This window comes from Aurantimonas marianensis, assembly GCF_024195285.1.
Classification (GTDB): domain Bacteria; phylum Pseudomonadota; class Alphaproteobacteria; order Rhizobiales; family Rhizobiaceae; genus Aurantimonas; species Aurantimonas marianensis.
The window spans coordinates 1-11,033 of the sequence record NZ_JALHBS010000039.1 but is presented as its reverse complement, the minus strand read 5'-3'; the positions used below and the strand labels follow the sequence as shown (position 1 = coordinate 11,033).

Here is an 11,033-nt window from a genome sequence, read left to right as displayed (position 1 = left end):
GCCACGGGGCTGCCCGAAGGCGGACATTGGTTCACCGTCGGGGTCTGGACGACCATCATTTTAGCGGCGAGAATGTCCCCGCAAGTAAGGGGACGTTATGGCCGACGATACCGGCGCTCCGCGCGATATTCATCTTCTGACGACCGATGCCTTGCTCGCCGACCTTATTGGCGACCGAGCCGTGGCGCTTGGCGGTGGCCAGCAACTGACAATTGCGTCGGATGACGCCCGCGCCGTACTTGACTGGTATCGTAGCAACCGGGGCAAGTGGCAGGGCAATCTATCGGCCGGAGATACCGAGGCGGTCATCAACACGATCGGCACGCCACCTCCCGCCCTCACCGCCGCCGCCGATGCTGGATCTGTCTCGCAAGCCCCGGTGCTGCGGCTGGTTCGGGTCGAAGCGCACCGTTTTGCCGGGCTGCACGCCTATGGCCGCGTGACTGAGCCGCCCGCCTCGTTCGTGTTCGAACCTAGCAAGCCGATCACATTGCTCGAGGGCGTCAATGGGTCTGGCAAGACCTCGATCGCGAATGCTCTGGTCTGGTGCCTCACCGGTTATCTAATCCGCTCGCAGCGCGCACCCGAGGAAGGGCCTCTCGATTTTGCGTGCGAGATTACGACGGACGATGGGAGTGTTAGCACTCATCCGATGTCGGCCATCACGCCGATGCCGCCCAAATCGACCGAACTGCCACCCAACGGGCAACCCATCCCGGCGGACAGTTGGGTTGAGGTTATCTTCGCCGATGACGACGGCACGCCACTGCCCCCGCTCCGGCGCAGCCAAACTCGGTCAGCGCGCGGAAAGCTCAATGAGACGCCCCCCGACCTCGACGCAGTCGGCATCGACCCAATCGCGTGGCGGATCGCCACGACGATGCCCGCAATGCTGCCGTTTCTGGTGGTAGGCTCGGCATCGCAACTTGGTGAAGCCGTGGCGCGCTTGACCGGACTTTCGGACCTAGTCGATCTCGCGACGCATGCCGGGAAAATGGCGATCCGGATCAGGAAGACAGCGACACCGGAGCTCGAATCCCAGCGCGATGAAATCGCCGCCCAGTATCAGCAAGCTGTCGACGATCTCGCCGCCGTTATTGCCGAGACACCGGCGATCGCATTTGAAGGTGACGCGCCTGCGGTGACCGATGCGCAAGCCATAGACCGGATTGGTGCGATTGGCACACATTTCGTTGGTCGGAAGGCGGCGGCGCTTAAGAGTGCGCAGGAAGTTCTGGGTGACGGGTTTGACCCCGAGAACAAACAGGCGCGCGATGACCTTGAAGCGAGCATCCTGCCTGCAACCGAGCGGCTGAAGACTGTGTGGGATCTGCCATCGATCGCCCGACTGTCATCGATCTCGGCGGACACCGATGATGTCGCCGCAGTGGTCGCTCTGCTGGCGCGGGTAGAGGCCGAGGCCATTACCCTCGCACAGCTGGCGAGCGATCCCGATCGCGCGCGCCGTTTCCAGCTCTACGCCAAGGTTTCCACGTGGATGCATGACCATGCGCACGTCGACGACGGCACCTGTCCCGTCTGTATCGGCCAACTCCATGGTGCCTGTGATCCGGTGTCCGGCAACCCGGTTTCCGATCACCTCGCGGATGCTGCGCGCGACCGCGAAGTAATCGCGCGCACTATCGCGGAATGGTCGGCGCACTGGTGCGGGCATCTCATCCAAGAACTGCCGGCCGCGATCGGCAAAGAGGCTCGCGGCGATCTGCCGGCTACGCCAGCCACGATGTTGCGGACAGGCCTGGCGGAAGAGTTGTTTGCGACCGAACCCTTTCATGGCGTTCTCGTCGCCCTGCAACCGGACGCAATCAAGCTGATCGACGAGCGGATAGCGGACCTTCCCACCTTCACCGAACCCGCCGTCCGCCCGCTGCCTGCCGCGCTGGCAACCGCTGCCGCGCGGCTTCAGCAGATGATTGACCGCACAGTGCGTGCGCTTGCCTTCGCCGAATGGCACGCCGCGAACGGTGAGGCGATCAACAGCTTCGTTCAAGCCGTCAGTCTTGGCGAGGACGGCGTCACTGACGCAGCTCGAGCGATTGGTGCCCGCTTATCCACGCTGCAACGGATCGTCGCCGGCGCGGCGCCACTGAATGCGTCGATCGAACAGGCCCGGCGTATGGAGACGGCGCGCGGCAACCATGCCGCCAAGACAACGCGCATCGGCGCCTGTGGGCGCGCAGCAAGGGCGCTCGATCTGCTCGTTCCGCTCGGCAACCTTGCACAGACGCAGGTCGATTCATTGCGTCGGACGCTTCACGACCGTTCGGAGTACTGGCGCGGATCGATCTATCGCAACGCGACAATCTTCGCGCCGGACCTGACCGGTACCGGCATGAACGCGCGTGGCGTGCTGGAACTGACCGTTGGACGTGATGGTGTTACCGCGCCTGCCCAACACATCTCCAACGCCTCGGCGCTGCGCGGTGCGCTGCTCGGCTTTTTCCTCGCATTTCGCGAGCATGTCCTGGCGACGCGCGGAGGACTTGCACTTCTGGTGCTTGACGACCCCCAGGAACTACTCGACGACGACAATCGTCAGCGGCTCGCACATGGGCTGGCGAGCGTTACGACAGCCGGCGCGCAACTGCTGGTCACCACGCACGATCGGCGGTTCGCCCGGTCACTCGTCGCCCAATGCCGTGCCGGCGATCGCGTCGAGCATATGTCGGTGCATCCGGTTAATACCGTGCGTCCGACGCTCGGCCTGTCGCCCGCGATAGAGGAAGTCGATCGGCGACGACAGGATTTTCTGGCTGTCGAAGACGGTGCGTCGGAGGCGCAGACCTATGCATCCGACATGCGCGTGTTTCTCGAAGCGCGGCTCGGCGACCTGTTCGACGATCTCGCGGAACCCGCCCATGCCACCGCGACGCGCTTGCTGACGCTGTTCCCGCTGGTCGATCGATTGCGTGGGTTGATCACCAACGGCAGTGGCGAGCTGTTCACCAACCCTGTTCTTAAGCGGTTTGTGGACGATCCGGGGCTGGCCGAAGGTGCGGCACCGCGCCAAGTCCTCAATACCTCGCATCACGACAAAGCATCGCTGACCTACATGGACGTGAAGCATGTCGATGCTGATCTCGTCCGACTGCGTGGTTCGATCGAGAAGGTTCATGAGCAGTTCCGCCTGCACCGTTGGCGCGAGCCGCTCGCGCCGGCCGGTCCCGCCAACGACAACGTCGTTGCGCTGCCCTCGATGGAGCTACCAACGATTGCGGTGCCAATCTGCCCAGATATCGCGGCATTCGTCGGGACGGCGCCCGTCGGCGGCTCGCAAGAGGTTGACACGGAGCAACTCGACGGCAACTGGTTCGATGGCAAAGCGCTATACTACATCCGCGGCGAGAGCCTCGGCTTCGCCATCCCGGCTGGTGCAGTCGCCATCGTCGAGGCTGAGCCCTATCCCGGCCGCGACCAGAACTTAGTAATCGCGATATATCGCGGACAGGTGCTGGCCCGCCGCATGGCTAAATCGTCCGGCACGCTGGGCGTCTCCTTGTCTGCGCAGATGCCAGATCCGCGCCACCGTCGGCCAACGATGACCTATGACGAAAGCAAGGTGCGCCTGCACCGCATTGTCGGTGCGATCTTTACTGCGATGCCGCCACCGGTTGGCGGCGGCGAGGCGACGGCGGTCGAGAGGGCTCCCGAGCTCACACGGATCAAAACCGCCTATCGCGTCCGAGAGGAAAGCGCGGTGCCGCGGGCACTGCCTGGCCAGATCGTTCTGGGTGGTGCCGAACTGACCGCAACAGATCTCGACCTCTGGGAAGGTCGGCTGGTAGCGATCGCGCTCGCCGACGGTACGAGCCTGTTCAAACGCGTCGGCGCGCGCCTCCCAGGCAACCTCGCTCACCTCCGTCAGTTCGAAACGATCGGCGGTCTCGGCGCATCGATCGTAATCGCGACAGAAGCAATCGAAGGCGAACAAGGCGTCCCGTTAATGGTGTCCGCGCGTCAGGTGTTGGGGGTGCTTTACGATTGAGGATGCCGCCGACCAAAAACGCGATTGGCAAGGTTAGAACGTCCGCTTCTGTACCCAGGCCGACTAAAACCGGACAGTCTCCTTTCGGCCCAAATCCGCCTCCCCCCAAAAACTTATCCCCCCTCTCCCCCCCTCCCGCATACTTGCCTCACCGCCGGCCCACGGAACGGGCGCGAATGATCACCGGGATCGTTTGGGGGCCGGCGGTGCGGTGTCCGCGACGGGGCTTCTTCCGGAGAAGGCCCGGCCCGGACGGCCCTTTGCTCCGCCGGACCGTCCCCCACTAATGAGGGGTCTGCGGATCGGTCCGCTTGAGGCCCCGCAAGGGCCGAAGAGCCGGCAGCGCACGGGAGCCCACCCAAGGCAAGGGCGCCCGTGTCGAAGGGTTGGTCAAACGCCGCGCGGGATGCCGGAGGCGGACCGCATGACGTAAAACAGTCGGAGGGTTCGCCTCCGGCGTCCCGCCGCTCGTGAGAGCGGCATCAGGGGCCCCTCAGCGAGCCGCAAGGCGAAGCTTAAGGAGGGGACAGAGAATCGAAGAAGGAAGGAGGAGACGCCAGCGTTGGAGATTGAGCGACCGGCCGCAGAAGCGGTGCGGGCGATGACGCGCGCCCTCTTTCTCGTGGAAGGAAAAGCGTGGGCCCCGACGCTTCGTCATCCTCGCGCTCCGCGCGGGGATCCATGCCTCCGCGTGCGTGGCGACCGCTCCGGTGACGGAAGAGACGCGCGTTCCCGGGACCGACCTGGCGGCGGCAACGACTTGGCATGGATCCCCGGCCTGCGGCCGAGGATGACGAAGGCGGGTGATGTCGTCCGCCTCCCTATGCGCCGGCGCCGGCGCCCGCGCCCCGCCGCACCGCTGCCACCAGCGCCGGAACCCCGTCGATCGCCTCGATCTCGGCCATGGTCAGGCGGACACCGTATTCGGCCTCCAGCGCGAAGACGATGCGCACCAGGGCGAAGGAATCCCAGGCCCCGATCTCCTCGGCGCGGGTCGCCGGCGTGATCGCGCCCGGATCAACGCCCAGCACGTCGGCGACGAGCGCGGCGACGCGGGATTCGATGTCGCTGTCGGTCAGGGTCGTCATGATGGCCTCGTCCCTCGTCTCATGATCCCTCCGTGCGATCGTCGATCGTCAGCCCCGGGGGAGCCGCCACGCCGGGCGTTCCGGCCGCCGGGTCGACATCGAGCACCCAGCGGCCGCCGTCCTGGCGGAAACCGGCCTCGGCGAACAGCCCCCGCGCCGGACGATTGCGCTCCATCTGCTCGACCACCCCGATAATGCGCCGCGCGCCCACCGCCGCCGCGCGCCGGCAAAGCACCGCGAGCATCGCCGTCTCGACCCGCCGCTGCAAGGCCCGGCAGGAGAGATAGAGATTGCGGATGACGACCGCCTCGCCGTCGCGGTCGGCGAGCACCAGCCCGACGATGCCGTGGCCGCCGAACACATCGTCGAGCCTGACGAGAAAGTCGAGGGCATTGCTTCGCCGGGAAAGTTCCATCTCGTTGGGCCGCTCGGCGGTGAGCACGAACTGGTTGACCCGCCGCGCCAGTTCCGCCGCGCGGGGGCGGCTCGCGGCATCGAGCGGCAGGATGGTGAGCCGGGTCTCGAGGCGTTCCAGAAACGCCGCCGCGTCGGGTTCGGCGGCGCGCAGTCGTTCCACGTCGGCGCGGCGCTGATAGAGCGCGGCACGGGTTTCCAAGGGCACCGGCCGTTCGCCGGCGGCGAGCAGCGGATCTGCCAAGAGCATCGCCGCGAAGCCATCCGGGTCGGCGAAGCGCCGGACGTCCATCGCCGGAAACCGCGCCGCGACAAGCGCGCAATTGACCGGGTCGTCGTCGACAAACAGCGTGTGTTCGGCCGCCAGCCCAAGCTGGTCGAGAAGGGCCGCGACCAGATCCGCCTTGTCGGCCCAGTCGACCGCCAGGGCGGAAAAGCGCGGAACGCCGGACGGCGCGTCACGGGCGAGATCGGCCAGCGCTTCCCGCGCGACCTCGGCCTCGTTGCGGCTTGCCGCCGCGAGCACCAGACCGCGCTCCGAGAGGCTGGCGAGCGCCGCCGCGTAAGCCGCGTGCAGCGCCAGATCGCCATTTTCGCCCGCAACGCCGCGCCACAGCGTATCGTCGAGATCGGTGATCAGCAGCTTCGGCGCGGTGCCCATGATCCGGGCGGCAACGCCGGCGGCGGTATCGGCAATGGCCTCGGCGCCGCGCTCTGACGGGATGGTGCCGAGGCTGGCGGCAAAGCGCGTGTCGAACAGCGGCGCGTTGCCGGCAAGGTCCGGCGCGACCGGACTGTGGAAAACGCCCTCGGCGGCGTCGTCCGTCCCGGCCTTGGCGTCGCCGATGATCGCGACCGGGCACTGCAGGACCTCGGCGAGGCTTGCCGCGACTCGCGCGGTTTCGTCGTGAACGGTTTTTGTGCCGGTCGCGGCGATGGAGAGGATGGCGCCGTCGAAGCGCCCCTGCCCGGCCGCGTCCAGCGCCCGGCCGGCGGCCTCGGCCAGCCCCTCGACGGCGACAGTCTCGAGATCGAAGCCGGCGATCGCGAAGGCAAGGCGCAGCGCGTCGTCGATGGCGCGCGGCTGATAGGAGGTGACGAGAAAGAGCCGCACCGGCCGCAGCGCGGCGCCGACGCCGGCATCACGGAGCAGGGTCGCGGCACGGGCGGTGCCAAGACGATGACGCGCCTCGCGCAGGACCCGCGACAGGGCGCCGCGCCCGGCCTCGGCCGCCTCGCGGATGGCTGCGGCATCCGGCGGCGCGGCGGCCGGCGCGAACGACCACCAGGCGTGGCTATCCGTCGGCATCGCGGTGAACGGTCATTTCTCTAGCGGCTCGATCTGCCGCGTGACGTAGCTGCGCTCGACCAGCCCGTCCGGGCACAGAAGCCGCGCGATCTCGTCGATCGTCGCATCCTCGGACATGTCCGGATTGCACAGGAGCACGTCGACCAGCACCATTTTATATTCCGGCCAGGTGGTCAGCATGATGTGCGACTCGGCCAGGAACACCACCAGCGTGATGCCGTGCGGGACATAACGCTGCGCATGCTCGCCAATGATCGTCGCGCCACCGGCTTTCGCCCCGGCGAGCGCGGCGTCGCGCAGCGCCAGTTCGTCCTCGATCGCGGCCGAACAGTCGCGCATGTCGGCGAGGACTTGGCGTATTCGCATGATTGCACCTTATGATTGCGAGGGCGAACGCCAGCGCCGCCATCGGCCCTGTTCAATTCGCTCGGCTCGCTATAGTCACGCGCTATGCGGGCTGCAACCCCGCGCCACCACCCGCGCGCGGCCGTCGCGCGGCCCCACTCGACGACCGGAGCGCCCCCGCCATGGCCGACCGTCCACCCGCCGCAGCCGCACCGAGCGGCCTCGTCCTGCGCGATTTTCGTCTCTCGGATGTCGAAACGGTCGCCGGCTTCGAGGCCGCCATCGCCGTGAAATCCTTCGCCGACGAGGCGGTGACCGATCCGGCGCACTACCGCAAGAAGCTGACCAAGCTGATCAAATATGGCGGCGACTGGACCAAGGTGGCCGAGCAGGATGAACGTCTCGTCGGCTGGGTCTGGGTCGCGCCGCGCCAGAACTTCATCACCGGCGACACTTACGCCGACTTCCGCTCGATGTATGTGGATGGCAAGCGGGCCGGCCCCACCGCCGCGATCGCGCTCTTGCGCGCCGTCCTCGACCATTGCCGGGAGGCCGGCTACACGCGCATCGTCGGACGCACGGCCAGCTCCAACGACGCGATGCGCGCGCTCTACCGGCTGGCGGGCTTCGAGGAAAAGCACATCGTCTACGAGATGGACATCGCGCCGAATTCCGGCCCCGATACGCCGGGACGCGCGCTGGACTGACATGTAACCCAAGGTTGCAGTCAATCAAGGCCCGTGCCATCCTGCCCGGCGACGACGGGAGGCCGGGCATGAAGCGGTTCCTCTATCACGACCTGATTGTCGCCGGGAACTGGTGCAACCTGAAGTGCAGCTATTGCACCAGCGTCGCCGACGCGGGCGATTTCGGCGACGCCACCGCGGCGTCGACCAGGCGACGCGGCGCGGCGATCGCGATCGCGGAAGTCCTCGCCATGCTCGACGGTCTTCGCGAACATATCGACGCGCCGGTGATCAAGGTCAGCGGCGGCGAACTCTTCCTGCTGGCCAATGCCGCCGATCTCATCGCCGAGCTTTCGGCGCGCTACGCCCATGTCCAGGTGCTGACCAATGGCACCGAACTGACGCCGGCGATCGTCGCGCGCCTGTCCGGTCTCGGCAATGTCGGCTTCAACCTCTCGCTCGACGGCCACACGCCGGAGATGAACGCCATGCGCTGGCGCTCGCCCCGGCTCGGCGAACGGGTGATGGCGGCGCTGGAGGCGATCGCGGCCATCGGCCGGCCGCTGGAGATCACCATGGTGGTCAGCGACGCCAACGCGGCGCATCTTTGCGACTTTCTTGCGTTCCTGACGACGCTGACCTGCCGGGTGGTGCTGATCCCGATCCCGGTGCGCGGCATCCATGCCGGTCGGCTGTTCGGTCGGGAAGCGCGGCGGGCGTTCGCAGAGGTCTTAAGAGCCCTGCCCGGCGATTTCGCCCCCGTGCTCGGCCCCGCCGCCTACTATCACCGGCTGGCGGATTTTCTCGATGGCGAGAACGGCATTCGCCGTCACCGCTGCCATCTGACGGCCGCCGCCGTGCAATTGTTCGACACCGGCGCGATCACCCCCTGCCCGGTCGGCTGGACGGCGGAGATCGCCAATGTCCGGCGGGACGGGATCGGCGCCGCAAGCGCGGTGATCGGCGAGCACAAGCTCTACGATCTGATGCAACGGGACCCGCCGCGGGTGCCGGTCTGCCGCAGCTGCTTCAGCCAGGCGGATGTCCTCAACCTCTATCTCGACGGCGCGATCGATCTGGAGGAACTGGCGGTCATGCCGCTCTTTGCCGCGCCGGCGGCGCGGCAAAGGCTGATCGAACTGAAGGCCGCCCGGATGCAGGCGCATCAGGCACCCGCCGAGGCCGCCGCGAGATTTGCTGCGCCGGTCAGATCGGGGCTGTCCGGATCGGGCGCCGCGTCACCCCTGGCCGCAACGGCCGAGCGGTAGACCGCCGAACCGGCCCAAACGGCAAGAAGCCGCGCCGCCGCGTCGATCGTGTCGCAGGTCGGCAGCAATGTCAGCAGAAGACAATCGGCGAGCCAGGGCGGGCGGGCGCCATCGACGCCCTCGCGCCCGGTATCGCCCGCGACATGGCGGCAGAGTTCGTCGACCCGTTGCCAGTCGCCCTCGTCGCAGGCCCGCAGCATCGCCGCGAACAGGGCCGGACGGTTGGCCAGCGCCACAGCGAAATCCGCCAACCGCCGCAGCCGCTCCGGCCTGACGTCGAAAGCCGCGTCGCCTACGCCGCCGTTCTCGTACAGCGCCACCGCGGCGCCCGTCGCCGCGAGCAATCCGTGCACGGTGCGGTTGCGCATCAGCCGATCGGCGAAGAAGAGCCGGGTGCGCGGCGACAGGCGACGATCAGGGTCGACGCGTCTGGCCACTTGGCGTAGATCAAGGGGCTCGAACGCCAGGGTGGCGAATGTGTCGGGGATCGGGAAGGGCAGATAGACCAGCGCCAGTGCCATGCCGGCCAGCTCCGCCCCGGCGCCCGGCGCCGCCTGGGCAAGCCGTTCCGCGCAGATATCCAAGCGTGTCTCCTCGTCCAGTAGCAGACGCGCCAGGGCGCGCGCATCGAAGCATCCGCCGGCCAGCGCCTCGCAGGCAACGGCGAGGACGCCGAGTTGCCGACCGTCGCGCTCCGATATCAGATCCGAAAAGACATGATCCCGATCGACGATCTGCTGCTTGGCCGCGAATTCGCGCAGCATCGAACGGCCCCAGGCGCGCCGGAGGCGATCGGTCTGAACCGCAATCATCGAACCGCAGGTCTCATGCCGCTACGCTACCTCCGGTTGTATATTGAAGCAACCAGAGATAGCATCTACCTGGATGTTTCCGAGGAAGGGGTGAGCGGCATGGAAACCAGTCAGGACGGGATCGCGGCGCGCGAGCTGGAGGAGCAACTGGCGCAAATCCTCGAAAGTCTCTGCGCTGCGAACGAGATGGTCCGGCGGGACGCTGATCTGCGCACCGACAGTTTCGGTGTGATCGGGATGACGTCCGTCGATTATCTGGAGTTCATCCTCAATGTCGAGACCGAGCTGAACATCGACGTGCCGGATGAAGCGCTGATGGACCCCGCCCTCGCCTCGGTGCGGCTGTGGGCCGGCTATCTCGCCCGGCACCGCGACGAACTGGCGACGCCGCTGGTCGGCGCCGCGACGGCCTAGATGGCCGGCGCCCCACTTCGGGTCGCCCTCGTCGGGCCGCGCGAGGACCCCTTCACCGACGATCCCGACCGCGAACACCGCGAGCGGATGCTGCGCAGCTACGCGGAGATCTGCCGGGACATCGTCACCTTCGGCACCGACTACACCCTGTCGCGCGAGTTTCTGGGCATCGAGTATCTGGCGGCGACCCTGCGCCGGGACGGCCGCCAGGTGGCCGTCATCGGCGCCGGCAATGAAGGCCTCGACGACGCGGCCTTGATCGACCGGCTCGCCGCCTTCGCGCCCGACCTTGCCGGCTTCTCACTGCTCTACGATCTGCAATTGAAGAGCGCGCTGACCGCCGCGCGAACCCTGAAGCGAGTGCGGCCGGAAACCTTCGTCGTCTTCGGCGGGCCGCTGGCCTCGGCGATCTCGGCGCTGCTGCTTCAGACCTTTCCGTTCATCGACGCCGTCGTCGAGGGCGAAGGCGAAGCGGCGATGGCGCGGCTGGCCGACGCGATCGAGGGGCGCCGCGCGCTGGACGCGGTTCCCTCGCTCGTGCGGCGCTCCGATGGCGGCATTGTCAAACATCCCCGCGCGACGCCGGCCGATCTCGACACGCTGCCGCATCCCGCCCGCGACATTATCGCCGCGATCCGCCGACGCGGCCTGCCGGTACCGAGCGCGTATCTCACCACCTCGCGCGGCTGCA

Annotated in this window: 9 protein-coding genes; 5 read left to right on the top strand and 4 right to left on the bottom strand. The window is 67.3% G+C overall.

Features of this window, described 5'->3' with window-relative positions; all coding sequences use genetic code 11:
- Window positions 1–97: 97 nt before the first annotated feature.
- The gene (locus MJ956_RS07515) at window positions 98–4,006 is read left to right on the top strand and encodes an ATP-binding protein (RefSeq protein WP_253963866.1); all 3,909 of its coding nucleotides are present in this window, start codon (window positions 98–100) and stop codon (window positions 4,004–4,006) included.
- Window positions 4,007–4,827: 821 nt separating this feature from the next.
- Here the strand turns inward: MJ956_RS07515 and MJ956_RS07510 are convergent.
- Genes MJ956_RS07510 through MJ956_RS07500 form a run of 3 tightly spaced genes read right to left on the bottom strand, consistent with a single transcriptional unit; the run spans window position 4,828 to window position 7,183 of the window.
- Window positions 4,828–5,094, bottom strand: a complete 267-nt coding sequence (locus tag MJ956_RS07510; RefSeq protein WP_253963865.1) for an acyl carrier protein — start codon at window positions 5,092–5,094, stop codon at window positions 4,828–4,830.
- A 19-nt stretch (window positions 5,095–5,113) separates the two neighbouring features.
- Window positions 5,114–6,817, bottom strand: coding sequence for an HAD-IIIC family phosphatase (locus MJ956_RS07505; RefSeq protein ID WP_253963864.1), 1,704 nt, complete (start codon window positions 6,815–6,817; stop codon window positions 5,114–5,116).
- 12 nt (window positions 6,818–6,829) lie between these two features.
- A complete protein-coding gene (locus MJ956_RS07500; RefSeq protein WP_253963863.1) occupies window positions 6,830–7,183 on the bottom strand; it encodes an S-adenosylmethionine decarboxylase family protein in 354 nt (117 codons plus the stop codon).
- 161 nt (window positions 7,184–7,344) lie between these two features.
- Between MJ956_RS07500 and MJ956_RS07495 the strand changes: the two genes are divergently transcribed.
- Window positions 7,345–7,869, top strand: a complete 525-nt coding sequence (locus tag MJ956_RS07495; protein ID WP_253963862.1) for a GNAT family N-acetyltransferase — start codon at window positions 7,345–7,347, stop codon at window positions 7,867–7,869.
- 68 nt (window positions 7,870–7,937) lie between these two features.
- Window positions 7,938–9,116, top strand: coding sequence for a radical SAM protein (locus MJ956_RS07490; RefSeq protein ID WP_253963861.1), 1,179 nt, complete (start codon window positions 7,938–7,940; stop codon window positions 9,114–9,116).
- Here the strand turns inward: MJ956_RS07490 and MJ956_RS07485 are convergent.
- The gene (locus MJ956_RS07485; RefSeq protein ID WP_253963860.1) at window positions 9,014–9,880 is read right to left on the bottom strand and encodes a hypothetical protein; all 867 of its coding nucleotides are present in this window, start codon (window positions 9,878–9,880) and stop codon (window positions 9,014–9,016) included. The two genes, MJ956_RS07490 and MJ956_RS07485, sit on opposite strands and share 103 nt — an antisense overlap.
- Here MJ956_RS07485 and MJ956_RS07480 point away from each other — a divergent pair.
- Window positions 9,833–10,342 (top strand): acyl carrier protein, encoded by a 510-nt coding sequence (locus MJ956_RS07480; protein ID WP_253963859.1) that lies wholly within the window; start codon window positions 9,833–9,835, stop codon window positions 10,340–10,342. The two genes, MJ956_RS07485 and MJ956_RS07480, sit on opposite strands and share 48 nt — an antisense overlap.
- Window positions 10,343–11,033 (top strand): B12-binding domain-containing radical SAM protein (locus MJ956_RS07475; protein WP_253963858.1); only part of this gene is annotated, 691 nt, incomplete at its 3' end. It abuts the gene before it with no gap.

Coding starts and splice junctions, on each gene's coding strand:
- MJ956_RS07515 (WP_253963866.1), top strand. CDS start 98: ATGGCCGACGATACCGGCGCTCCGCGCGATATTCATCTTCTGACGACC.
- MJ956_RS07510 (WP_253963865.1), bottom strand. CDS start 5,094: ATGACGACCCTGACCGACAGCGACATCGAATCCCGCGTCGCCGCGCTC.
- MJ956_RS07505 (WP_253963864.1), bottom strand. CDS start 6,817: ATGCCGACGGATAGCCACGCCTGGTGGTCGTTCGCGCCGGCCGCCGCG.
- MJ956_RS07500 (WP_253963863.1), bottom strand. CDS start 7,183: ATGCGAATACGCCAAGTCCTCGCCGACATGCGCGACTGTTCGGCCGCG.
- MJ956_RS07495 (WP_253963862.1), top strand. CDS start 7,345: ATGGCCGACCGTCCACCCGCCGCAGCCGCACCGAGCGGCCTCGTCCTG.
- MJ956_RS07490 (WP_253963861.1), top strand. CDS start 7,938: ATGAAGCGGTTCCTCTATCACGACCTGATTGTCGCCGGGAACTGGTGC.
- MJ956_RS07480 (WP_253963859.1), top strand. CDS start 9,833: ATGATCCCGATCGACGATCTGCTGCTTGGCCGCGAATTCGCGCAGCAT.
- MJ956_RS07485 (WP_253963860.1), bottom strand. CDS start 9,880: ATGCTGCGCGAATTCGCGGCCAAGCAGCAGATCGTCGATCGGGATCAT.